General features: G+C 70.2%; 24 protein-coding genes and 1 rRNA gene. 15 read left to right on the top strand and 10 right to left on the bottom strand.

What is annotated here, in order from left to right; genetic code table 11:
* The 9 genes from rrf to ACFVW8_RS26350 form a co-directional block, all read left to right on the top strand.
* Positions 1-95: ribosomal RNA gene (rrf, locus tag ACFVW8_RS26310) — 5S ribosomal RNA — on the top strand; the annotation flags it as partial.
* 74 nt (positions 96-169) lie between these two features.
* The gene (locus ACFVW8_RS26315) at positions 170-814 is read left to right on the top strand and encodes an HAD family hydrolase (RefSeq protein ID WP_389694104.1); all 645 of its coding nucleotides are present in this window, start codon (positions 170-172) and stop codon (positions 812-814) included.
* Positions 815-856: 42 nt separating this feature from the next.
* Positions 857-2,059, top strand: coding sequence for an MFS transporter (locus ACFVW8_RS26320; RefSeq protein ID WP_389694106.1), 1,203 nt, complete (start codon positions 857-859; stop codon positions 2,057-2,059).
* Positions 2,028-3,200 (top strand): acetoin utilization protein AcuC, encoded by a 1,173-nt coding sequence (locus ACFVW8_RS26325; RefSeq protein WP_389694108.1) that lies wholly within the window; start codon positions 2,028-2,030, stop codon positions 3,198-3,200. The genes ACFVW8_RS26320 and ACFVW8_RS26325 overlap by 32 nt, the downstream gene beginning before the upstream one ends.
* Before the next feature lie 113 nt (positions 3,201-3,313).
* Positions 3,314-4,129, top strand: coding sequence for a phosphatase (locus ACFVW8_RS26330; protein ID WP_389694110.1), 816 nt, complete (start codon positions 3,314-3,316; stop codon positions 4,127-4,129).
* A 128-nt stretch (positions 4,130-4,257) separates the two neighbouring features.
* Entirely contained in the window at positions 4,258-4,470 is a 213-nt protein-coding gene (locus ACFVW8_RS26335) for a helix-turn-helix domain-containing protein (RefSeq protein WP_158072253.1), read from the top strand.
* A gap of 110 nt (positions 4,471-4,580) precedes the next feature.
* Positions 4,581-4,679 carry a 30S ribosomal protein bS22 gene (locus ACFVW8_RS26340; RefSeq protein ID WP_003948845.1) on the top strand — a complete coding sequence of 33 codons (99 nt, stop codon included), beginning with the start codon at positions 4,581-4,583 and terminating at the stop codon, positions 4,677-4,679.
* Between the two features lie 229 nt (positions 4,680-4,908).
* Positions 4,909-6,006 (top strand): NAD-dependent epimerase/dehydratase family protein, encoded by a 1,098-nt coding sequence (locus tag ACFVW8_RS26345; RefSeq protein ID WP_389694113.1) that lies wholly within the window; start codon positions 4,909-4,911, stop codon positions 6,004-6,006.
* A 15-nt stretch (positions 6,007-6,021) separates the two neighbouring features.
* Complete coding sequence (locus ACFVW8_RS26350) at positions 6,022-7,059, top strand: lysophospholipid acyltransferase family protein (RefSeq protein ID WP_389694115.1); 1,038 nt, start codon at positions 6,022-6,024, stop codon at positions 7,057-7,059.
* Between the two features lie 176 nt (positions 7,060-7,235).
* Here the strand turns inward: ACFVW8_RS26350 and ACFVW8_RS26355 are convergent, their stop codons facing one another.
* The 3 genes from ACFVW8_RS26355 to ACFVW8_RS26365 form a co-directional block, all read right to left on the bottom strand.
* The gene (locus tag ACFVW8_RS26355) at positions 7,236-8,432 is read right to left on the bottom strand and encodes a DUF5667 domain-containing protein (protein ID WP_389694117.1); all 1,197 of its coding nucleotides are present in this window, start codon (positions 8,430-8,432) and stop codon (positions 7,236-7,238) included.
* A gap of 225 nt (positions 8,433-8,657) precedes the next feature.
* Complete coding sequence (locus ACFVW8_RS26360; RefSeq protein WP_024490754.1) at positions 8,658-9,434, bottom strand: ECF subfamily RNA polymerase sigma factor, BldN family; 777 nt, start codon at positions 9,432-9,434, stop codon at positions 8,658-8,660.
* Between the two features lie 394 nt (positions 9,435-9,828).
* A complete protein-coding gene (locus tag ACFVW8_RS26365) occupies positions 9,829-10,776 on the bottom strand; it encodes an HAD family hydrolase (protein ID WP_389694120.1) in 948 nt (315 codons plus the stop codon).
* A gap of 148 nt (positions 10,777-10,924) precedes the next feature.
* On the opposite strand from ACFVW8_RS26365, the gene ACFVW8_RS26370 reads away from it, so the two are divergent.
* The 6 genes from ACFVW8_RS26370 to hemB all read left to right on the top strand — a co-directional run bounded on the left by ACFVW8_RS26370 (position 10,925) and on the right by hemB (position 17,527).
* A complete protein-coding gene (locus ACFVW8_RS26370) occupies positions 10,925-11,200 on the top strand; it encodes a glutaredoxin family protein (protein WP_389694122.1) in 276 nt (91 codons plus the stop codon).
* A gap of 272 nt (positions 11,201-11,472) precedes the next feature.
* Positions 11,473-12,240, top strand: coding sequence for a redox-sensing transcriptional repressor Rex (locus tag ACFVW8_RS26375; protein WP_389694124.1), 768 nt, complete (start codon positions 11,473-11,475; stop codon positions 12,238-12,240).
* Positions 12,237-13,736 carry a glutamyl-tRNA reductase gene (locus tag ACFVW8_RS26380; protein ID WP_389694126.1) on the top strand — a complete coding sequence of 500 codons (1,500 nt, stop codon included), beginning with the start codon at positions 12,237-12,239 and terminating at the stop codon, positions 13,734-13,736. The genes ACFVW8_RS26375 and ACFVW8_RS26380 overlap by 4 nt, the downstream gene beginning before the upstream one ends.
* Positions 13,733-14,719: a hydroxymethylbilane synthase gene (hemC, locus tag ACFVW8_RS26385; protein ID WP_389694128.1), complete on the top strand. Its 987-nt coding sequence runs from the start codon at positions 13,733-13,735 to the stop codon at positions 14,717-14,719. The genes ACFVW8_RS26380 and hemC overlap by 4 nt, the downstream gene beginning before the upstream one ends.
* Positions 14,716-16,383 (top strand): uroporphyrinogen-III synthase, encoded by a 1,668-nt coding sequence (locus ACFVW8_RS26390; RefSeq protein ID WP_389694130.1) that lies wholly within the window; start codon positions 14,716-14,718, stop codon positions 16,381-16,383. Before hemC ends, ACFVW8_RS26390 begins: the two co-directional genes overlap by 4 nt.
* 148 nt (positions 16,384-16,531) lie before the next feature.
* Positions 16,532-17,527, top strand: coding sequence for a porphobilinogen synthase (hemB, locus tag ACFVW8_RS26395; protein WP_389694132.1), 996 nt, complete (start codon positions 16,532-16,534; stop codon positions 17,525-17,527).
* Between the two features lie 23 nt (positions 17,528-17,550).
* Here hemB and ACFVW8_RS26400 read toward each other — a convergent pair whose 3' ends face one another.
* The 7 genes from ACFVW8_RS26400 to ACFVW8_RS26430 form a co-directional block, all read right to left on the bottom strand.
* Entirely contained in the window at positions 17,551-18,081 is a 531-nt protein-coding gene (locus ACFVW8_RS26400) for a HEAT repeat domain-containing protein (protein WP_389694134.1), read from the bottom strand.
* A 50-nt stretch (positions 18,082-18,131) separates the two neighbouring features.
* The gene (locus tag ACFVW8_RS26405; RefSeq protein WP_389694136.1) at positions 18,132-18,485 is read right to left on the bottom strand and encodes a hypothetical protein; all 354 of its coding nucleotides are present in this window, start codon (positions 18,483-18,485) and stop codon (positions 18,132-18,134) included.
* Between the two features lie 56 nt (positions 18,486-18,541).
* Positions 18,542-19,330, bottom strand: a complete 789-nt coding sequence (locus ACFVW8_RS26410; protein ID WP_389694138.1) for a DUF4253 domain-containing protein — start codon at positions 19,328-19,330, stop codon at positions 18,542-18,544.
* Positions 19,331-19,392: 62 nt separating this feature from the next.
* Positions 19,393-19,632: a DUF397 domain-containing protein gene (locus ACFVW8_RS26415; RefSeq protein ID WP_389694140.1), complete on the bottom strand. Its 240-nt coding sequence runs from the start codon at positions 19,630-19,632 to the stop codon at positions 19,393-19,395.
* Complete coding sequence (locus ACFVW8_RS26420) at positions 19,629-20,414, bottom strand: Scr1 family TA system antitoxin-like transcriptional regulator (protein WP_389694142.1); 786 nt, start codon at positions 20,412-20,414, stop codon at positions 19,629-19,631. The genes ACFVW8_RS26415 and ACFVW8_RS26420 overlap by 4 nt, the downstream gene beginning before the upstream one ends.
* Before the next feature lie 334 nt (positions 20,415-20,748).
* Positions 20,749-21,294, bottom strand: coding sequence for a hypothetical protein (locus ACFVW8_RS26425; protein ID WP_389694144.1), 546 nt, complete (start codon positions 21,292-21,294; stop codon positions 20,749-20,751).
* Entirely contained in the window at positions 21,287-21,928 is a 642-nt protein-coding gene (locus ACFVW8_RS26430; protein ID WP_389694146.1) for a hypothetical protein, read from the bottom strand. The genes ACFVW8_RS26425 and ACFVW8_RS26430 overlap by 8 nt, the downstream gene beginning before the upstream one ends.
* Between the last annotated feature and the right edge of the window lie 129 nt (positions 21,929-22,057).

Here is a 22,057-nt window from a genome sequence, read left to right on the forward strand (position 1 = left end):
AAACGCCCGGTTACATTCCGAACCCGGAAGCTAAGCCTTTCAGCGCCGATGGTACTGCAGGGGGGACCCTGTGGGAGAGTAGGACGCCGCCGAACTCCTTTTGATAGTTAAGCCCCGTGCCCTTGTGGCACGGGGCTTTTCTGCGTTCCCGACAGTTTAAGGTCGTGGCATGCGCTACGAACTGGTCATCTTCGACAACGACGGTGTGCTCGTGGACAGCGAGCCGATCTCCAACACCATCCTGGCCGGCTACCTCACGGAGCTCGGCCACCCCACCTCGTACGAGGAATCCCTCCGTGACTACATGGGGGCCGCCCTGCACCGGGTGCACGACCTCGTCGAGGAGCGTGGCGGGGAGAAGCTGCCCGCGGACTTCGACGACGCGTTCCACACGCGGGTATTCGCCGCGTTCCGGCGGGAGCTGCAGCCCGTACCCGGCGTGGAGGAGGTGCTGGGCAGCCTCGTCGCCGACGGGGTTCCGTACTGCGTCGCGTCCTCCGGCAGCCACGAGCGGATCCGGGTGGGGCACCTCAAGACCGGGCTTGACCAGTGGTTCGAGGAGGAGTGGATCTTCAGCGCGGAGGACGTGGGGCGTGGGAAGCCGGCGCCGGACCTGTTCCTGTATGCCGCGGACCGGATGGGGGTGCCGCCGGAGAGGTGCGTCGTCATCGAGGACAGCCCGCTCGGGGTTGAGGCCGCCAGGGCCGCGGGCATGGATGTGTACGGGTTCACGTCGATGATGCCGGCGGACCGGCTGGCCGGGGTGACCGGGCATTTCTCCGACATGGGACAGCTGCGGGAATTGCTTGCCTGACGGATCTACCCATGGGTAGAAACTGGCCCTACGCTCGCGCCCATGACAGATGCACGTTTGCGGCACGGCAGAGCCTCCCTTGCGTTGAGCTTCTTCGTGCAGGGCGTCACCTTCGCTCTTCTCGTGACGCGGATCCCCGCCATTCAGGACCGGTACGGGATATCCGACGGCCTGCTGCCCGTGTTCCTCGCCGCTGTGCCGATCCTGGCCGGTGTGGGCAGCGTGGTCACCGAGAAGGTGGTCGCGCGGGTACGGCCGCGGGTGGTTCTGCGCTGGGCGCAGCCCGTCGTACTGCTCGCGCTGCTCGGTGTCGGTGCCGGGAGCGAGGTGTGGGAGGCGGCCCTGGCGCTCGGTGCGTTCGGGCTGGCCGTCGGTGCGCTGGACGCGTCCATGAACATGATGGGTGTCAGCCTCCAGCGGGCGTACGGACGCTCGATCATGCTCGGCTTCCATGCCGCGTACAGCCTGGGCGGTATCGCCGGGGCCTCGATGGCGTGGGCCGGGGCGCACTGGGATCTGTCGCTGCTGGTCTCGTATCTTCCGGTGGTCGTGGTGCTGTTGCCCGTCGCGCTGGCCGGGAGCCGTTGGTACGTCGAGGGCCGGCATGAGGACGAGGGACAGGGTGCGGCGCAGGGGAAGGCCGGCTCGGTCTCGTTCAAGCTGCTGATGCCGCTCTGCCTGGTGATGAGCTTCGCGTACATCGGGGACTCGACGGTCTCCAACTGGAGCGCCAAGTATCTGCAGGACGTGCTGGGGAGCTCGGAGCAGCTCTCGACCGTTCCGTACAACGTCTACATGGTGACGACGCTGCTGGGCCGGGCTGTCGGGGACTTCGGGGTGCGGCGGTTCGGGGCGGTGGCCGTGGTGCGGTTCGGGAGTGTGCTGGCCGCGGCGGGGTTCGGTGTGGTGGCCGTGGCGGGTGGGGCCTGGGTGGGGATGCTCGGGTTCACGATGCTGGGGCTCGGGCTGTGTGTGATCGTGCCGCAGACGTTCGCGGCGGCGGGGCGGTTGTTCCCCGGTGCGAGCGATACCGCCATCGCGCGGCTCAACATCTTCAACTACGTGGGGTTCCTGATCGGCTCACCCCTGGTGGGGGCTCTCGGTGACGCCTGGAGCTATCGGGGCGCGATGCTCGTGCCGATGGTGCTGGTGCTCGCGATGCTGGTGTACGCCAAGTCGTTCGGCACGGAGCCCGCCCGATACGGTGGCGGGCATGAGCGGCCGCGCACAGCTGATGTGGGATGACGCAGTAACGGATTACGACTTCGGGGACAGTCATCCCATGGACCCGGTCAGACTTGCCCTGACGATGGGCCTGGTGCGGGCGTTCGGTCTCGACAGCGCGGTCGACGTGGTGTCGGCCAAGCCCGCCGGGGAGTCCACGCTGCGGCTCGTGCACCGCCCGGACTATGTGGCGGCCGTACGCGCGGCCTCGGCGGATCCCGGCCACGCCGACCAGAACTACGGGATCGGGACGACGGACGATCCGGCGTTCGCGGGAATGCACGAGGTGTCGGCGCTGATCGCCGGGCAGTCGGTGGCCGCGGCCGAGGCGGTGTGGCGCGGGCAGACCGGGCACGCGGTGAACTTCACCGGGGGACTCCATCACGCCATGCCCGGCAGCGCCTCGGGCTTCTGCATCTACAACGACCCGGCACTCGCCATCGCGCGGCTGCTTGAGCTGGGCGCGGAGCGGGTCGCATACGTCGATGTGGATGTGCACCACGGTGACGGCGTGCAGGCGGCCTTCTGGGAGGACCCGCGGGTCCTGACGATCTCGCTGCACGAGCACCCGCGGACGCTCTTCCCGCAGACCGGCTGGCCGGAGGAGACCGGTGCGGGGCCCGGTGAGGGCGGTGCGGTGAATGTGGCGCTGCCGGCCGGGACGGGCGACGCGGGGTGGCTGCGGGCGTTCCACGCGGTGGTGCCGGAGCTGCTGGCGGACTTCCGGCCGCAGGTCCTGGTGACGCAGCACGGGGCCGATACGCACTTCGAGGATCCGCTGGCTCATCTCGCGGTGTCGCTGGACGCCCAGCGGGCCGTGATGGCGGCCTGCCACGACTTCGCGCACGCGTACGTGGACGGCGGGCGCTGGGTGGCGCTCGGCGGGGGTGGCTATGCGGTGGTGGATGTGGTGCCGCGGTCCTGGACACATCTGGTGGGGATCGCCGCCCACGCGCCCGTCGACCCGGAGTCGGTGATCCCGTCGTCCTGGCGGGACGAGGTCTACGCCCGGACGCGGCAGCTCGGGCCGGCCCGGATGACGGACGGGCGTACCCCGTCGTGGAAGTCGTGGGAAGAGGGGTACGACCCCGCGGACCGGCTGGACCAGGCGGTGCTGGCGAGCAGGCGGGCGGCGTTTCCGCTGCGGGGACTGCTCACCTGACCCGGCCGGTCGGCCGCTGACCTGATTCCGGCGGCCGGTAGTGGTTACGCCAACTGTGGGGCGTAACCCGCCTTTTGGCCCCCGGACGGTGCGGGTACGGGAGCATCGGCAGGGTGTTGAGCACCGGAGCGCTGCGTGCGCATCTACTGGCGGCCCGGCTGGCCGGGCCCGTGGCCACCCCGCGTGAGGTGAGTCTGCGGAGTTATCGGCTCTTCGCGGCCAGGGACCCCCGGGTCACGCTCGGCCTCGACCCCGGTGGGGGGTGGGGGGAGCTGGACCTGCTCCGTCTCATGGCCGACAAGTGCGGGGTCTCGGCCGATCCCGCGCATGTCTCGGGTCCCGATGTGATCGACCCGGAGCGGACGCTGGCCGGGCTGGACGCTTTTGCGGCGCGGCTGTCGGATGTGGCCCGGCGGCGGGCGCCGGTGCTGTTCGGTACGGGGCATCCGCACCGGCTGCTCGGCTTCTACGCAGCGCTGGCAGACGCTTTGTCGTCGGTGGGGTGCACCGTACTCACCCCCGCGCAGGGGCGATGTGTCGACATAACGACGCGGTTCGGCGTACGCACGTACAACCTGGACTACGTACGGGGAGTCGCGCTGGTGCGCGAACCCGGCGTGCGGGCGCCCGGGGGTGGCACCGGCGCACATTCCCACTCTCCGCTGCCGGTCAGGGTCGTTCTGGAGGCTGCCGCGGAGGGCCGGGGGCCGCTGCCGGAACTGGTCGTCGGGGACCACGGCTGGGTCTGCGGGGCAGGTCAGCTGGGTATCGAGGCGATCGGGCTGGCCGATACGGACGATCCGGCGCTGTTCGTCGGCGAGGCCGAGGGGCGGGTGTCGGTCGCCGTTCCGCTCGACGACGCCGTGCGGTCCGCCTACTACCTGCCGCTCACGCGCTATGTGCTCAATCGGGCGTGTCTGTCACAGTAGGCGAGCGATCGTCTCTCCTCTTCCCCACTCGCATCACCCGCCCCTAATCTGGGGAGTGAGCGCACATCGACGAAGAGTCACCGGAGGGGAAGCCGGTGCGCGTCGCGTGCGGAAGGTACAGGTGGATCATGGCTGCTGACAGCGAGAGGCCTCTCAACGAGGTCAAGTTTCTGACCGTGGCGGAAGTCGCCTCGGTCATGCGAGTGTCGAAGATGACCGTGTACCGCCTGGTGCACAGTGGTCATCTGCCGGCGATCCGGGTGGGAAGGTCCTTCCGGGTGCCGGAGCAAGCGGTTCACGAGTATCTCCGGGAGTCCTTCGTGGGGGTGGGGTCGGCCTGACATTCCCCTCGGATTACGTCCCTCACCCGGTGGCGGGTAGGCTAGGCCGACGTAGGTCGTGTGGGCCCAGACGCCCCGCACCAGTGAAGAAGAAGTGAGCGAGGGTAGTCGTGGGCTCTGTCATTAAGAAGCGGCGCAAGCGGATGGCCAAGAAGAAGCACCGCAAGCTGCTCAAGCGCACGCGCGTTCAGCGTCGCAACAAGAAGTAGGCGAACGCAGTTCGTGAAATCCGCAGCCCTTCCGCCATTCCGGCGGGAGGGCTGCGGTGCTGTGCGGGCCCTGCGCACGGCAGGTGCACGCATTCGGGCCATGACGCGGCAGAAGCCTGCCGCGCAGTCATCACAGGGCAACATCCACCCGCTACGGTGACGACCGGGGAAGAAACCTTTCGGGGACCCCTCCACTCACTTCACGGGAGACCGACGGAAGGCGCTGATCTTGGGGAAGGTCGTGCTCGTCACGGGAGCGGCCCGGCAACTGGGCGGCCGGTTCGTGCGGCGCATCCAGCGTGATCCGGACGTGGGCCGGGTGATCGCGGTCGACGCGGTCGCGCCCGGCCATCAGCTGGGGGACGCGGTCTTCGTCCGTGCGGACATCCGCCAGCCCGCCATCGCCAGGGTTCTCGCCGAGCACTCCGTGGACACGGTCGTCCATCTGGACGTCAGCGCGAAGGCGCTCGGGGCCCAGGGCCGTAGCGCGGTCAAGGAGAACAACGTCATCGGCACCATGCAGCTGCTCGGGGCGTGCCAGAAGGCCCCGGCGGTGCAGCGGCTGGTGATCAAGTCCAGTACGGGGGTGTACGGCTCCGCCCCGCGCGATCCGGCGGTCTTCCACGAGACCACCCCGCCCAAGTCCCTGCCGAGCGGTGGCTTCGCGAAGGACGCGGTGGAGGTCGAGGGGTACGTACGGGGCTTCGCGCGCCGCAGGCCGGACGTGGCCGTGTGCGTGCTCAGGTTCGCGAACATCCTGGGGCCGGACGCGGATTCGCCGCTGGCCGACTATCTGTCGCTGCCGGTGCTGCCGACGGTGTTCGGCTACGACCCCAGGCTCCAGTTCGTGCACGAGGACGATGTCATCGAGGTGCTCGGTATCGCGGCGAGCGAGCCGCGGCGCGGGACGCTGAACAGCGGCACGTTCAACATCGCGGGCGAGGGGGTGCTGCTGCTCTCGCAGTGCTCGCGACGGCTGGGGCGGCCGACCATGCCGGTGCTGCTGCCCGCGGTCACCTGGGTCGGTCAGGCGCTCCGTACGGTCGGGATGACGGACTTCTCGCCGGAGCAGATCCGGTTGCTCACCCATGGCAGGGTGGTCTCCACCGTCCAGATGCGCGAGACCCTGGGCTTTCGGCCGCGGTTCACCACGGCGGAGACGTTCGCGGAGTTCGCGCGAAGCCGGGGGCCGGGGCTGCTGCCGCCCGAGGCGGTGGGCAGGGCCGTCGACAGACTGGCAGCGATGCCGCTCGCCGGCGGGACCGGCGATGCTCCGGGGATCACCGGGGCCGGCGGCGACACACACCCGACTCCGGACGTCAGGTAGAGGAGCGCACCGACGATGGCGGATGCCAAGGTCATTCCATTCGATGACGACCGTTCGCGGTCCGGGGGTCTGCCGCGTGCCGCGCGGCGACGGTCACCGGGGCGCGGCAGCGGGTCCGTGAGTGCCCTGCCGGGGCAGTCGGCCGCTGGGCTGCCGCCGGAGGGGCCGGAAGTGCCGGAGGAGGCTGCTGTGGCCCCCGAGAGCCCCGAGCGGGGTGGCTGGGACCGGCGGATCGCGGGCGGGCTCGCGTTCCTGCGGCGACGGGTCACGGGTGAGTACGACGTCGACGAGTTCGGCTACGACGAGGAACTCACCGACCAGGTGCTGATGTCGGTGCTGCGGCCGATGTACGAGAAGTACTTCCGGGTCGAGGTGAAGGGCATCGAGAACATCCCGTCGGACGGCGGGGCGCTCATCGTGGCCAACCACTCCGGAACCTTGCCGCTGGACGGGCTGATGCTCCAGGTCGCGGTGCACGACAACCATCCGGCGGGGCGGCATCTGCGGCTGCTCGCCGCGGACCTGGTCTTCATGCTGCCGGTCGTCAACGAGCTGGCCCGCAAGGCGGGGCACACGCTGGCCTGTGCGGAGGACGCGGAGCGGCTGCTGCGGCAGGGCGAGGTCGTCGGCGTGATGCCGGAGGGCTTCAAGGGGATCGGCAAGCCGTTCGGCGAGCGGTACAAGCTGCAGCGCTTCGGGCGGGGCGGCTTCGTGTCCACGGCGCTGCGGGCCGGGGTGCCGATCGTGCCGTGCTCGATCGTGGGGGCGGAGGAGATCTACCCGATGATCGGCAACTCCAAGACGCTGGCGCGGCTGCTGGGGACGCCGTACTTCCCGATCACGCCTACGTTTCCGTGGCTGGGGCCGTTGGGGGCGGTGCCGTTGCCGACGAAGTGGACGATTCAGTTCGGTGAGCCGATTCCCACGGATGGGTATCCGGTGGAGGCGGCGGAGGATCCGATGCTGATGTTCAATCTGACGGATCAGGTGCGGGAGCAGATTCAGCACACGCTGTACAGGTTGCTGGTGCAGCGGCGGTCGGTGTTCTTCTGATGGTGCCCGGGTGCCCGGGCGGGGCGTTGTCCTCAAGCGCCGGACGGGCTGGGTTTTGGTGGCCTCGGGTGCGCCGGGGCGGGCGTTTTGTCCTCAATCGCCGGACGGGCTTGATTTTGCCGGGCGGGCTTGATTTCGCCGGACGGGCTTGTTCCGGTGCCCGTCCGGCGGTTGGGTCAGTTCTTGTCGTCCTGGCTGTCGATCCCCAGGCCTCCGATCAGGCCGGGGATCAGCGGGGGCAGGGTGACGTCAGGTGTGGGGGGCGTGCTCGGGGTGTCCTTCGGCGGGGCGGAGGTGTCCTGTGACGGCGGGTCGAACAGGCCGTCGGAGCCGCCTCCGAGCAGGCCGTCCGCAGGGGTGCTTCCCGAGTCCGACGGGTGGGGCGAGGAGCTGGTGCCCGTGCTGTCGTCGTGCCCGCCGACGGGTGAGGAGGACGAGGGGGAGGGCTTCTGTGATGTCGGGGCCGTGCCGGTGCCGGTGGAACCGGACTGCTGCGATCCGCCGCTCTTCTGCGGGGCACGGGGGAACAGCGACTGCAGCGGCGCCACTTCCTCGTCTATGGCCGCGAAGACCGAGCTCACCTGGTCGCCGACCTCGGTCAGCTGCACCGGCAGCCGGCCGCGGAGATTGCTCCAGCTGTCGCGGTGGGAGCGGGAGAAGGAGTCCAGGGTCTGGATCGGTCCGATGGCGCCGTCCTGCTCGTATGCCGAGTGCAGCAGGCGGTGGCCCTCGGTGGCGTCGTGGGTCATGCCGTTGAGCGTGCGTCTGACCTCGCCGAGCTGTTCGTGGTCCAGGTCGCCCGCGCGGGCGCGCTCCATCAGCCGGCGGGCCTCGCTCAGCCGGGTCGATGCCTGGTCCAGATAGGCCTCGCCGCGGTCGGTGTCGCTGCCGGCCAGGTTGAGGTGGATGTCCTCCATGCCGCGCTTCAGGCCGTAGAGCGAATCACCGGGGAGGGCGTCGGAGCTGGCAGCGGCTACTCCGCCGAAGGCTCCGGCCGCCACACCGACGGTGATCCCGCCGGCCGCGAGGCCCTTCGTCCAGCGCGATCTGGGGCGCAGTTTGCGGAGCGGGGAGGCCCGGTGGGCGCCCCTGCCCCGTTGTTCGGGCACGGTAGGGTCCGCGGGCGTGCCGCCTGCGGACAACATGGCCTCCATGGCCGCGACGAGCTGAGCTCGCTGCACCACTTTGACCTCGGGGTCCAACGCCGGCTTCGGTAGCTCACCTAGGCCGTTCGCCAGGGCCAACAGCGGTCCGCGGTCGGCCGGTTCGGCCGGGTCCTCGGGCTGTACGGCCGCCGCACCGCGGAGCGACTGCTCCTCCACGGCCTGGGCGAAGGCGTTCGCCCGCCGGTGTGCCGAAACGTTTGCGATCACTGGCGGCACCTCCTCTCGTCATGACGGTCGACTCCCCTGAGGGTCCGGAAGGTTGCACACCTTGAGCGCATCCACCCGATGGAGTGAGTGTCTGCGGACAGGGGGTGACGACAGGGGGCCTGCAACCGGCACAACGAGTGGCGCGGCACTTGGGTTACGCACGAAAGATGATCGGACCAGTGCGTGATGAACGTATTGCCGAGAGTGATTCGGCCCGGGGTGGGGTCAGCGGGCATCGTCCGGAAGAAGCCGGGCAAGGGTGCGGACGGCGCGGTACTGCAAGGTCTTGATCGCGCCCTCGTTCTTGCCCATCACCCGGGCGGTCTCGGCGACCGAGAGGCCCTGCAGGAAGCGCAGGGTCACGCACTCCTGCTGCTGGGGGTTGAGTCGGCGCACTGCTTGCAGCAGTGCGGCATTGGAGAGGGACTCCAGGACGGAGTCCTCGGGGCTGCGCTCGACCTCGTTGGCGTCGAGCATTTCGCCGGTGGTCACTTCCAGCCGGAACCGGCTGGACTTGAAGTGGTCGGCGACCAGGTTACGAGCGATGGTGACCAGCCAGGCGCCGAAGTCGCGGCCCTGCCAGGTGAACGTGGAGATGCGCCGCAGGGCGCGCAGGAAGGTCTCACTGGTGAGGTCCTCCGCGGTCGCCTTGCCGCCCACGCGGTAGTAGATGTAGCGGTAGACGGTGTCGCTGTACTGGTCATAGAGGCGGCCGAAGGCGTCAGCCTCACCGGCCTGTGCGCGCTCGACGAGATCCATCATGCGCGCGCTGTCGCTGTCGGCCGTCGGCCGACGAACGGTGGACGTGGTCGTTGCGCCGCGGTTGCTGCGTCTTCCGACCGCCGCACCGCGTTCGGCCAGGGCGTAGCAAGGGCCGGCAGGCGCAGGGGTGGCAAAGGCGGGTACGGCGTACGCGGTGGGGACGAAGCCGCGCAAGCGGTCGCCGACCGTTGCGCGCAGCGTAGCCAGGCCCGAGGCGTCAACCCCGACGTGTGGGTACACGGGACTCCCAGAGGCAGAGCTTCCATCACGTGCAGTGCGAAACCGTCACTCGTCGTAGTGAGTGGTGGGTTCCTGAATGCGTCTGAGGAGAATAACGCTTCGTACAGGCAGTGCTACACCCAGTTGCTCAAATCACCGGTTAGGTCGCTTCTGTAGCGACTATTCGACACATCAAGTAGCACATCGTGACCGGTTATTGATCGAATAGCTTCGAGATCTGCCTGCGGCCGCGACAGGTTGTGGTCGATCGCGGGTAACCCGACTGGCGGGGGCGGCCGCTGGGTGCGGGGTCCCGATCGGTGGCGTCGGCCGGGCGTGGCCCGGCCCGGCCGGAACACCGGCGGGGCCGGGCGGGCGGTGTTCCGGCCGGAACACCGGCGGAGGTGCGGCCGGGTCAGCGGCGGCGGCGGTGCAGGGCGACGGCGGCGGCGGTACCGCCCGCGAGGGCGCCCACACCCGCCGCGGCCGGGATGCCGACCTTGGCCGCCTTGCGGCCCGTCCGGTAGTCGCGCAGCCGCCAGTCGCGGGCGCGGGCGTACTTGCGGAGCTTGGCGTCCGGGTTGATCGCGTACGGGTGCCCGACCAGGGACAGCATCGGGATGTCGTTGTGCGAATCGCTGTACGCGGCGCAGCGCGCCAGGTCCAGGCCCTCGGCCGCCGCCAGGGCGCGTACCGCCTCGGCCTTGGCGGGTCCGTGCAGGGGTTCGCCGACCAGGCGTCCGGTGTAGACGCCGTCGACGGATTCGGCGACCGTGCCCAGCGCGCCCGTCAGGCCGAGCCGGCGGGCGATGATCGTGGCGGTCTCCACCGGGGCGGCGGTGACCAGCCAGACCTTCTGGCCGGCGTCGAGGTGGGCCTGGGCGAGCGCACGGGTGCCGGGCCAGATGCGGTCGGCCATGTACTCGTCGTAGATCTCCTCGCCGATGGACATCAGCTCGGAGACGCGGTGGCCCTTGACGATGGACAGGGCGCTGTCGCGCGCGTCCTGCATGTGCTCGGGGTCCTCGACGCCGGCCAGTCTGAACCAGGCCTGCTGCCAGGCGAACCGGGTCAGTTCGCGGCGCTCGAAGAACTTCCGCTTGTACAGGCCGCGGCCGAAGTGGAAGATCGCGGCGCCCTGCATCACGGTGTTGTCGAGGTCGAAGAAGGCGGCGGCCCGGTCGTCGCCGACGACCGGGAATTCGGGTTCCTCGGCCTCCGCGCCGGACGGGGCTTCGGATTCGGCGGACTGCTCGGCGTCGAGCGTCGACTTCCGGGCGGCCTCCGCCGCAGCCTCGCCTGCCAGCACGCTCCGCGCTGTCGCGGAACGCCTACGGGGTGTGAGCCATCCAAGAGCGGCCATGTCGTGAGCATAGCCAGTTGGTTCGGCCCTTCCCGACCTGCCGGGATGCGATGGCGTGAACTCTCGGGGACCGAATTGTTAAACGGGCGATTCCGGGCGTAGGGGATGAGGGGCGGAGCGCCTCCGCGCACGGCGCAGAATGAGGGGTATGAGTGCCCTGTTCCGCCGTACGAAGAAGAAGCCCGAGGACCGGGTGGTGACCCTGGTCGGGAAGCCCGGGTGTCACCTCTGTGACGAGGCCAGGCTGGTGGTCCGGTCGGTCTGCGAGGAGACCGGCGCGTCCTGGGAGGAGAAGGACATCACCCGGGACGAGGAGCTGCACCGGGAGTACTGGGAGCAGGTCCCCGTGGTCCTCATTGATAACGAACAGCACACGTTCTGGCGGGTGGACCCGGTAAGACTGCGCAGTGCGCTGCTTTCCTGAGTGAAACCCGGTTACCATCGTGGGCGTTTTGAGTGGTCTCGGGGGCGTGGCTGTGAGGAGTGTGTACCGCTTTGCCCCCTTCGGGCCTGCAACGGGCTGATGCGATCGGTGGTTCCTGGATCGCGCGACGTATGTGCGTGACCCCGGTCACTTTGACCGGACAAATCGGACACCATCTTTGTGCACGCGTTCACAAAGACATAGCCTGCATTCGACGGGGCGGCCATGGGACATACGGCCGCCTGCAGCCCCGCTCATCCCGCAGGAGCACCGTGGCAACTGGCCGAAATCACCGACCGGCGACCCGTAGCCGAGGAATTCCCGAGGCCACCGTCGCCCGACTTCCGCTGTATCTCCGTGCGCTGACCGCTCTCTCCGAGCGTTCGGTTCCCACGGTCTCCTCCGAGGAGCTCGCCGCGGCGGCGGGGGTCAACTCCGCCAAGCTGCGCAAGGACTTCAGCTATCTCGGCTCGTACGGGACGCGCGGAGTCGGCTACGACGTCGAGTATCTCGTCTACCAGATCTCCCGTGAACTCGGCCTCACCCAGGACTGGCCGGTCGCCATCGTCGGCATCGGCAACCTCGGCGCCGCGCTCGCCAACTACGGCGGTTTCGCCTCCCGCGGCTTCCGGGTCGCCGCGCTGATCGACGCCGACCCGGCGATGGCCGGAACGCCCGTTGCCGGCATCCCCGTCCAGCACGCCGACGACCTGGACCGGATCATCAGCGAGAACGGTGTGTCGATCGGTGTGATCACCACCCCGCCCGGTGCCGCCCAGCAGGTCTGCGACCGGCTCGTGGCCGCCGGAGTCACCTCCATCCTGAACTTCGCACCGACCGTGCTCTCGGTGCCGGACGGTGTCGACGTGCGCAAGGTCGACCTCTCCATCGAGCTCCAGATCCTCGCCTTCCACGAGCAGCGCAAGGCGGGCGAGGAAGCCGCGGACAGCGAGCCGGACCCGGCCGCACCGCCCGTGCGCGCCGCGACCGGCAACCGGAAGGGACCCGACGGGGACATGCCCGCCGTGATGCCGGCATGAGTCTCCTTGTCGTAGGGCTGAGCCACCGCAGCGCCCCCGTCTCCGTGCTGGAGCGGGCCTCGCTGGCCGCCGACACCCAGGCCAAGCTGCTCCAGGACACCCTCGCCGCGGAGCCCGCGGTCGAGGCCGCCGTCCTCGCCACCTGCAACCGCATCGAGCTGTACGCCGACGTGGACAAGTTCCACGCGGGCGTCGCCGAGCTGTCCACGCTGCTCGCCCAGCACAGCGGTGTCGGTCTGGACGAGCTCACTCCGTATCTCTATGTGCACTACGAGGACCGGGCGGTCCACCACCTCTTCTCGGTGGCCTGCGGACTGGACTCGATGGTCGTCGGCGAGGGCCAGATCCTCGGCCAGATCAAGGACGCGCTGGCGCTGGGGCAGGAGCTCCACACCGCAGGCCGGCTGCTGAACGACCTCTTCCAGCAGGCCCTGCGGGTCGGCAAGCGCGCCCACAGCGAGACCGGGATCGACCGGGCCGGGCAGTCGCTCGTCACCTTCGGCCTGGAACAGCTCGCCGAGGGCCGCGACCCCGCCGTCTGGGCCAAGGGCAAGCGCGCCCTGGTGATCGGCGCGGGCTCGATGTCCTCGCTGGCCGCCGCGACACTGGCCCGTACCGGCGTCGCCGAGATCGTCGTCGCCAACCGCACCCGGGCCCGCGCCGACCGTCTGGTCGAGATCCTCAACCAGGCCGAGGGCACCTCGGTGGCCGCACACGCGGTGGAGATGGCCGCGGTCTCCGACGAACTGACACGTGCCGATGTCGTCGTCTCCTGCACCGGTGCGACCGGTCTGGTGCTCAGCACCGAGGCCGTCGCCGGTGCGCTCGGACTGTCTGCGGCCCCCGCGCAGGAAGCGCCCGACGCCCCCGTCGCCGCGCCGCCCGGCGAGCTGGACCAGCACGCGGCATGGGTGGAGAACGGTTCCGCCACCGCGACCGCGCAGGCACAGGCCGTCCGCCGGGTCACCGTGCCCGCCCAGTCCACCGGCCCGGTCCGCCTCGCCCTGCTGGACCTCGCGATGCCGCGCGACATCGACGGCGGCGCCGCCCGCCTCGACGGTGTGCGCCTCGTCGACATCGAGTCGCTCGCCGAGGCGTCCGCGGACGCCCCGATGGCCGCCGATGTGGACCAGGTGCGCACCATCGTCGCCGACGAGGTCGCCGCCTTCGGCGCCGCCCAGCGCGCCGCCCACATCACTCCCACCGTCGTCGCGCTGCGCACGATGGCCGCCGGAGTGGTAGCGGGCGAGATCGCACGGCTGGACGGACGCCTTCCCGACCTGGACGAGAAGCAGCGCGCCGAGATCTCGCAGACCGTGCGCCGCGTCGTCGACAAGCTCCTGCACGCGCCCACCGTGCGGGTCAAGCAGCTCGCCAGCGAGCCCGGCGGCGCCGGGTACGCCGACGCACTGCGGGAACTCTTCGACCTCGACCCGCAGACGGTCGCCGCCGTCTCCCGGGCAGACCTGAACGACCCGAATCGAGGGCGGTCATGACCGACAACTCACCCCTGGGCGCGGGGGCCACCGAGCCGCTGCGGCTGGGGACCCGGCGCAGCAGGCTCGCCATGGCGCAGTCGGGCCTCGTCGCCGAGGCCGTCCGCGAGGTGACCGGGCGGGCCGTCGAGCTCGTCGAGATCACCACGTACGGGGACACGTCCAAGGAGCAGCTGTCGCAGATCGGCGGGACCGGCGTGTTCGTCGCCGCCCTGCGCGAGGCGCTGCTGCGCGGCGAGGTGGACTTCGCGGTCCACTCGCTGAAGGACCTGCCGACCGCGCAGCCCGAAGGCCTCGTGCTGGCGGCCGTGCCGGCGCGCGAGGACCCGCGGGACGGGCTGGTGGCGCGGGACGGGCTGACGCTCGACCAGCTGCCGTCCGGCTCCCGTATCGGCACCGGATCGCCGCGCCGCATGGCGCAGCTCAACGCGTACGCCCGCAGCCACGGCCTCGGCATCGAGGCGGTGCCGATCCGCGGCAACGTCGATACGCGTATTGGTTTTGTACGAAGCGGTGAACTGGACGCGGTGGTACTCGCCGCGGCCGGACTCAGCCGTCTCGGCCGGACCGGTGAGGTGACCGATTTCCTGTCGGTCGACACCGTTCTGCCCGCTCCCGGCCAGGGAGCACTGGCGATCGAGTGCGCTGCTTCCAGCGCCGAACTCGCCGCCGCGCTCGCCGAGCTCGACGATCCGTACACCCGGGTCGCCGTGACCGCCGAGCGTGCCCTGCTCGCCGCCCTGGAGGCCGGCTGCTCCGCACCTGTGGGTGCGCTGGCCGACCTCCTGGCCGACGGTCAGGCTGTCAACGAACTGCGCCTGCGCGGTGTCGTCGGGTCCACCGACGGTTCCTCGCTGGTGCAGCTGTCCACCACCGGTCCCGTCCCCACGTCGCACGACGACGCGGCGGCCCTCGGTCGCGAACTCGCGGCCGAGATGCTTGCCAAGGGTGCGGCCGGTCTTATGGGGGAGCGAGCACTTTGAGCCCCAACGGCCCCGCCGCATCCGATTTTCCTGTCCTGTCCGCAGGGCACGTCACCTTCCTCGGCGCCGGTCCCGGCGACCCGGGACTGCTGACTCTGCGCGCCGTCGAGGCGCTCGCGAGCGCGGACGTTCTTGTCGCCGAGCCGGACGTTCTCGGCGTCGTTCGCAGCCATGCGCGGGCAGGCGTAAGCACGCCTGAGCTGACGGTTGTTGACGCGCAGTCAACAGCCGTCGGGGTCCCCGTCCTCAGGGATGCGGCCAATCTTGTCATGGAGGCCGCGAAGGGCGGCAGGCGGGTCGTCCGTGCCGTCGCCGGTGACCCCGGCCTGGACGGCAACGCGGGCGGCGAAATGCTGGCCTGCGCCGCCGCGGGCATTCCCTTCGAGGTCGTCCCGGGTGTCGCCAACGTCGTGGGGGTGCCCGCGTACGCCGGGGTGCCGCTGCGTGACGCCCAGGGCGCCGACGTCCGGTTCATCGACGCCCACACCGCCTCGGACCGCTGCTGGAGCGAGGTCGGCGCGAGCGATGCCACGTGCGTCATCTCGACCCGGCTCGACTCGGTGGCCGCGGCCGCCGGTGAGCTGGTCTCGGCGGGCCGCAAGCCGGACACCCCGCTGACCGTCACCGTCGCCGGCACGACGACCCGTCAGCGCACCTGGACGGCGACGCTGGGCACCATCGCCCAGCTCTTCAAGCAGTCCAAGGTCCTTCCCTCGCCGGAGGGGCACCGGCCCGTCATAGCCGTGGTCGGGGAGCGCAGCTCCGCCGCCCAGCGCGACCAGCTCGCGTGGTTCGAGTCCAAGCCGATGTTCGGCTGGAAGGTGCTCGTGCCGCGTACGAAGGAGCAGGCGGCGTCGCTCTCCGACCAGCTGCGTTCGTACGGCGCGGTGCCGCACGAGGTCCCGACGATCGCCGTCGAGCCGCCGCGTACGCCCCAGCAGATGGAGCGTGCGGTCAAGGGCCTGGTCACCGGGCGCTACGAGTGGATCGCCTTCACCAGCGTGAACGCGGTGAAGGCCGTCCGGGAGAAGTTCGAGGAGTACGGGCTCGACGCCCGTGCCTTCGCCGGGATCAAGGTCGCGGCCGTCGGTGAGCAGACCGCCGCCGCGCTCGTCGACTTCGGTGTGAAGCCGGACCTGGTGCCGTCCGGCGAGCAGTCCGCCGCCGGGCTGCTGGAGGACTGGCCGCCGTATGACCCGGTCTTCGACCCGATCGACCGGGTGTTCCTGCCGCGCGCCGACATCGCCACCGAGACGCTGGTGGCCGGTCTCATCGAGCTCGGCTGGGAGGTCGACGACGTCACCGCGTACCGCACGGTCCGCGCCTCGCCGCCGCCCGCCGAAACGCGTGAGGCCATCAAGGGCGGCGGGTTCGACGCGGTGCTCTTCACCTCGTCCTCCACGGTGCGCAACCTCGTCGGCATCGCGGGCAAGCCGCACAACGTGACCGTCATCGCGTGTATCGGCCCGGCCACGGCGAAGACCGCCGAGGAGCACGGTCTGCGCGTGGACGTCCTGTCCCCCGAGCCCTCGGTGCACAAGCTGGCCGAGGCCCTCGCGGCCTTCGGCGCCCAGCGCCGGGACGCGGCGAAGGAGGCCGGGGACCCGGTGACCCGGCCGAGCGAGCGGCGTCCGGGTGCGCGGCGGCGTCGTACGACGACCTGATCCGGTGTGACGTGTGCGGGGCCCGGCTGCTTCTTCGTGAAGCGGCCGGGCCCGGTCTGTTCCGCGGCTGCCCGCGGCCCCCTGTGGCTCCCTTTTCCCGGCACAGGTGTCGGTAAGAGCGTGATGTGTACGGGTCTAATCTCGAAGGATGACTGTGTACGGAAACTTCCCCGGCTCTCGCCCCCGACGGCTGCGGACGACCCCCGTCATGCGGCGGATGGTCGCCGAGACACGGCTCGACCCGGCGAATCTGATCCTGCCCGCGTTCGTACGCGAGGGCGTCGGCGCTCCTGTCCCCATCTCGGCCATGCCCGGCGTGCAGCAGCACACCCTGGACACCCTGCGGAAGGCCGCCGTCGACGCGGTCTCGGCGGGCGTCTCCGGGATCATGCTGTTCGGTGTGCCGCTGGACGAGAAGAAGGACGGCCGCGGCACGGCGGGCACCGACCCGGACGGCATCCTCCAGGTCGGTCTGCGCGCGGTGCGTGAGGAGGTCGGTGACGATCTCGTCGTCATGTCCGACCTCTGTCTGGACGAGTACACCGACCACGGGCACTGCGGTGTGCTGACCGAGGACGGCCGGGTCGACAACGACGCGACGCTGGAGCGGTACGCCGAGATGGCCCAGGTCCAGGCCGACGCGGGCGCCCATGTGGTCGGCCCCAGCGGCATGATGGACGGCCAGGTCGGGGTGGTCCGCGACGCGCTGGACCAGACCGGCCACGAGGACGTCTCGATCCTCGCGTACACGGTGAAGTACTCCTCCGCCTTCTACGGCCCGTTCCGCGAGGCCGTGGGCTCCTCGCTCAAGGGCGACCGCAAGACGTACCAGCAGGACCCGGCCAACGCCCGTGAGTCCCTGCGCGAACTGGCGCTCGACCTGGACGAGGGCGCGGACATGGTCATGGTCAAGCCGGCCGGACCGTACCTGGACGTCCTGGCGAAGGTCGCCGAGTCGGTGGACGTGCCGGTCGCCGCGTACCAGATCAGTGGCGAGTACTCGATGATCGAGGCCGCCGCCGAGCGCGGCTGGATCGACCGGGACGCGGCGATCCTGGAGAGCCTGACGGGGATCCGGCGCGCGGGTGCGCAGATGATCCTGACGTACTGGGCGACGGAGGTCGCGCAGAAGCTGGGGCGTTGAGTCCGGAAGCCTTCCGAAGCGGGTCAGAGTGCCGGTTCGCGGCCCCAGGACGCGAGGATACGGGCCGCCTCCCGGCCCAGCGTCCGGTCGTCGGCCAGCCGGTGCAGTACGTCGGCCCGGCCGTCGCTCGGGCCCGCGTGGCTGAGCGCGGCCAGGGCGTTGTCCCGGACGAGCGGGTCCTCGTCGCCGAGGACGGCGGCCGCCATCGCGTCGTGGATCTCCGGGTCGTCCGCGTAGGGGCCGAGTGCCATGGCCGCGTACTGCCGCACCAGATCGTCGTCCGGCCCGCGCATCACGGCAAGCAACGCGCGGGCGGCCCGCTCCCGTTGCGCACCGTCCGTGGGCGGTGACAGCCGCAGCGCCGTCGTGGCCTCGACCCTGGCGAGGTCGCACTCCTCGGTGTCGGCCGCCACCGAGGTGAGGAACGTCAGAGCGGCGGGGTGGTCCGGCCGGTCCGTGAGTATGCCGGCTATCCCCGCGACGAGTTCGCGTCTTCTGTCGCTCTCGGCGGGCTGGGCGTGGAACGCGTCGATGAGGCTCTCTGTCCGGTCCATGGAGAGTGAGCTTCCCCGTGGGCGGCGGTGCATGCCCCCGCCGGCGCACTTCAGGGCAGGTCGAGGAGGCCGGAGAACAACAGGTGGTCGAGGACGACCGCGACAGGTGCCAGCAACGCGAAGAGGCCGCGGGACGGGGCCCGGTCCGGCCGGCGTGGCAGGCACCAGCTCACGACGAGCAGGATCAGTGCCACCACCAGACCGCACACCAGGACCGTGAACGCGGTGCCGAAGCTCGCGTCGAACCGGTCGGCCTCGGCGTCCGAGCACGAGTCGCACGCCATGGGCGAGAGCATGCCGTAGATCAGCGCGAAGAACGCGAGCGGCAGGGTGAGGACGGTGGAGATCAGCGGCGCCACCCAGCCGCCCTGCGTGCGAACAGTGATGTGTTGCTCGTCGGTCATGCGTGCTAGTCAACGCGCCCTCCGGCAGCGGCACATGAGTGCTCGTACTCAGGTGCTCAGTCCCACCAGAACGACCAGCTCTCCCGGCCGAGGAGGGCGTCCGCGGCGTACTTCTCCAGGGTGTCCAGCGCGGTCTGGTGGATGTTGTCGGGGCAGAACGCGAAGTGCTCGGCGGCCAGCGCGAGTGCCTCCTCCTGCGTCGTGGGCGGGCGGCCCACGCTGACCGTCAGGGTGTCGAAGCCGAGCGCCACGACCCGTATCCCGAACCGGTCCTCCCAGGAGCGCAGGACCGCGCAGAGCCGGGCGACGTCGTTCTCGTGGTTGAGCGGTCCGCTCCAGCCGATCGCGGCCGGGATGTCCGCACTGCGCCTCGCCGGCACGAGCGCCAGGCGTGTGCCGGTCAGCCAGCTGCCGTCGTCGCTCAGCATGTCGGCCATCGCGGCCGCCAGGAACTCCGGGGAGTCCGGGCCGTCCACGAGAGGGGCGGGCGCCGGCCCCGTCCAGGCGGTTTCGGTGTTGAGCTCGTCCTCCGCGTACGCGTCCCAGGCCTCGCGCATGACGTCGTCGGCGTCATGGTCGCCGGGATACGACGTACCGGCCGGGTCGAGGTCCCATGCCTCGGGCCAGTGATCCCGTCTCCCGCCGTCGATGAGCACGGGCAGCAGCCCGAGGCTCCGGCCCGCGTCGCGCAGCCGGGTCCAGTCGCCGGGGGTTGCGGGCCCGTCCGCGTACCAGAGCAGCGGTTCGTGCCACGGCCCTTCGAGCGTGGTGTCCACGAGGGCGCCGGGCGGGAGTTCGAGCCCTGACGTGGCCAGGGACGGGAGCGGGTTCGGAAGCGTCGCCATGTCGATGAGCGTACGGGCGGCCACTGACATTCGGCCGCTCCGCCGGTCGTCCCGCCGGTGGCTCAGGAGCCGATGTGCGCGGCGAAGGCCGACCAGGTGGTGGGGGCGAGGGTGAGCGTGGGGCCCTCGGGGTTCTTGGAGTCCCGGACGTGGACGGCGGCGGGGTGGGCGGCGATCTCGACGCACTCGCCGCCTTCGCTGCCGCTGTAGCTCGACTTCTTCCAGGCGTAGGCGATTTCGAGGCAGGCGCCGCCTTCGCTTCCGCTGTAGCTGGACTTGAACCACACGTGTGCGGTGCTCATAACTCTCCTAGCAGCCGGTCCAACAGGCCTTTTGTGTCCTCGGTGTTGAGGGCCTGCGTTCGCAGCATCGCATATTTCTGCGAGAGGATGCTGATCTCATCCGGGTCCGAAACGATCCGACTCCCACGCTGGGTTTCGGTGTAGGCGAGACGTTGGTAGTCCGGTGTTTCGAGCAGGATGAAGGGGCCGTCCAGGGCTGCATGCGCCTGCTGGCCGAACGGCATGACTTGAAGGGCGATCCCCGGTAGGTCGGAGCAGGCCCGGAGATGGCGGAGCATCTCCGCGTACACCTCGTCGCCTCCGAGACGATCCCTGAGGATGGCCTCGGAGATGACGAAACTCGTGGTCGGCGGCACCCTGCGGGTCAGGATGGCCTTTCGTTCCAAGCGGGACGACACCTGGGTGTTGATGTCCTCCTCGCTGATGACGGGCACCTTGCTCCGGAACACCGCACGCGCATAGCTCTCCGTCTGGGGCAGCCCCGGCAGTACCTGGTTCTCGAACCACGAAAGAGACAGCGCCTCCCGCTCCAGATCGAGGTACTCCTCCGCCCAAGCCGGGATCAGGTCCACCTCCGGCATGTTCTCCACCGCCGTTTCCAAGGCCTTCTTGGTGTCCAGCAGGATGTCCATGCGACGAGCCAGCGGCAGCAGGAGCGCGCGTCTGCCCTGCTCGATGGAGGCGATGGTTTCCGGCTGGGTGCACGTCTGCTCGGCCAGTTGGCGTTGGGTCAGCTCGGCCGCGATGCGGAACCGGGCCACCAGCGCGCCCACGAGTTTCATTGCCGACGTGTTCTTGCGCTGCCGATTCCTGGGTTGCATACGGTCCCCACTTCCCACCCGCATTCGTGCTTCACGCGCGCGCGACCCGTACAAGAAATCTGTACGGGTGCGCGCACTGCGACAGAATATGAGAGTCGCATTCCCCTCGGCGGCCGTCTCGGAGGTTGACCGATACGGAGGTGCGACTGATGCCCGCGCGATGCACGTCGAGATCCGCAGGGTTGTTCACTGCTCCTGCCCGGCCCGCCGGTCCGGTCCAGCCAGTCCGTGCGGGCCGATCGCTCCTCCGGAGCACGGCTCGAGCGCATGTTCCAGGATCTGCGGACGGCGGGACTCAGCGACCCCGACGTCGGCGGCGGTAGTAGGCCGCCGTGACCACCATGAGCAGCGGACCCCAGGCCAGCAGGGGGAGATAGCAGGCGGTCATCAGCCAGTAGTGGCCGTCATCGGGGGATCCGGCGGCACCCATGTTGTCCGCGTCGTTCCAGGCGAACGCGCCGGTGACCGTGATGAGGGTGACGAGAGCCGCGCCGAGCGAGGCGGGGATCACCGCCGCCATGACGGGGATTCTCCGGCCGCCCAGGGCCGGCACCCAGTGCGGGAATTCCTCGCCCCATTTGTGGACCAGGCCCAGGGTGAGCAGTCCGAGTGCCTCGGCCAGCAGGCTGAGGCCGATGAGGTAGAAGGACCCGGCGCCGGGGAAGTTTCCCGGCGCAAGGAATTCGTCGGTGAATCCGGAGTCCCAACCCAGGGCGATGGCGATGCGCCAAAGCCCGGACGGCACCAGGGTCAGCGCGGCGGCGTGCGCCGCCAGGCGGACGGAACGGGGGACTTGGGGCGCGGCCGTGACGGGCGTCCCGGCGACCAGGGTGTCAGCCACGGCGGATCGCCGCCTCGGGCTGCGCGGGAGACTTGGTGATCTCGGCGTGGACCACCTTGAAGCCGCCCTTGGTCACGGTCGTGAACGGTGCGGGGGCCATGCACGTACCGGCCTGCGGCCTTACGGGCCAGCCGTTCTCATCGACGTTCCCCGGGTCGACGTTCACCACCCCCCAGGAGAAGCCGAGCCGGTCCGGCTCGCCCTTGCCGCCCTGCTGGACGCTGATGCCCAGCCGGGCGCCGACCTCCTCGACGTTCGACTTCGTCACGACCGCGGTCAGGGTCGCCGTCCGCCCACTGGTGACCAGGCAGTCCACCCGGGCCTCCGCCCACCCCGTGGCTCCGCCCCGGGGGGTGTGGGAGAACTTCAGCGTGCCCCGGGCATCCGTGGGCAGTCCCTCGGGGGCGTTGGGGGGCACCGGCCGGGTGAACGGCGTCTGTTCGGCATGGATGGTGAAGCGGATGGCGTCGTCGATCGACTCTATGTAGGAGATGCGCGCTTCCCCATGGACGCTCGCGGTCTTCGCCGGCTTCTTCTCGACGGACGCTGCAGGGGCCGCAGGAGCGGGCCCTGCAGCAATCAGCCCGGCGAGGACGGCGACGGCTGCCGTAGCGCCGATTGCGGTGTTGCGCATGATGAACTCCCTTGTTCTCGAGGGTGTTTGTGTTGCCGTGGTCGGTTGAACGGCTCAAGCTTCACCTCCGGCACCCCCGCCATCCCATCCGCCGATCGGCACAAAGATCGCGCCGCCGCCCGGCCCTCT

Source organism: Streptomyces sp. NPDC058221 (genome assembly GCF_042882365.1).
Classification (GTDB): domain Bacteria; phylum Actinomycetota; class Actinomycetes; order Streptomycetales; family Streptomycetaceae; genus Streptomyces.

Coding starts and splice junctions, on each gene's coding strand:
- ACFVW8_RS26370 (WP_389694122.1), top strand. CDS start 10,925: ATGAGTGCCCTGTTCCGCCGTACGAAGAAGAAGCCCGAGGACCGGGTG.
- ACFVW8_RS26415 (WP_389694140.1), bottom strand. CDS start 19,632: ATGAGCACCGCACACGTGTGGTTCAAGTCCAGCTACAGCGGAAGCGAA.
- ACFVW8_RS26350 (WP_389694115.1), top strand. CDS start 6,022: ATGGCGGATGCCAAGGTCATTCCATTCGATGACGACCGTTCGCGGTCC.
- hemB (WP_389694132.1), top strand. CDS start 16,532: ATGACTGTGTACGGAAACTTCCCCGGCTCTCGCCCCCGACGGCTGCGG.
- ACFVW8_RS26420 (WP_389694142.1), bottom strand. CDS start 20,414: ATGAAACTCGTGGGCGCGCTGGTGGCCCGGTTCCGCATCGCGGCCGAG.
- ACFVW8_RS26315 (WP_389694104.1), top strand. CDS start 170: ATGCGCTACGAACTGGTCATCTTCGACAACGACGGTGTGCTCGTGGAC.
- ACFVW8_RS26365 (WP_389694120.1), bottom strand. CDS start 10,776: ATGGCCGCTCTTGGATGGCTCACACCCCGTAGGCGTTCCGCGACAGCG.
- ACFVW8_RS26325 (WP_389694108.1), top strand. CDS start 2,028: ATGAGCGGCCGCGCACAGCTGATGTGGGATGACGCAGTAACGGATTAC.
- ACFVW8_RS26335 (WP_158072253.1), top strand. CDS start 4,258: ATGGCTGCTGACAGCGAGAGGCCTCTCAACGAGGTCAAGTTTCTGACC.
- ACFVW8_RS26430 (WP_389694146.1), bottom strand. CDS start 21,928: ATGCGCAACACCGCAATCGGCGCTACGGCAGCCGTCGCCGTCCTCGCC.
- ACFVW8_RS26410 (WP_389694138.1), bottom strand. CDS start 19,330: ATGGCGACGCTTCCGAACCCGCTCCCGTCCCTGGCCACGTCAGGGCTC.
- ACFVW8_RS26400 (WP_389694134.1), bottom strand. CDS start 18,081: ATGGACCGGACAGAGAGCCTCATCGACGCGTTCCACGCCCAGCCCGCC.
- hemC (WP_389694128.1), top strand. CDS start 13,733: ATGACCGACAACTCACCCCTGGGCGCGGGGGCCACCGAGCCGCTGCGG.
- ACFVW8_RS26380 (WP_389694126.1), top strand. CDS start 12,237: ATGAGTCTCCTTGTCGTAGGGCTGAGCCACCGCAGCGCCCCCGTCTCC.
- ACFVW8_RS26320 (WP_389694106.1), top strand. CDS start 857: ATGACAGATGCACGTTTGCGGCACGGCAGAGCCTCCCTTGCGTTGAGC.
- ACFVW8_RS26405 (WP_389694136.1), bottom strand. CDS start 18,485: ATGACCGACGAGCAACACATCACTGTTCGCACGCAGGGCGGCTGGGTG.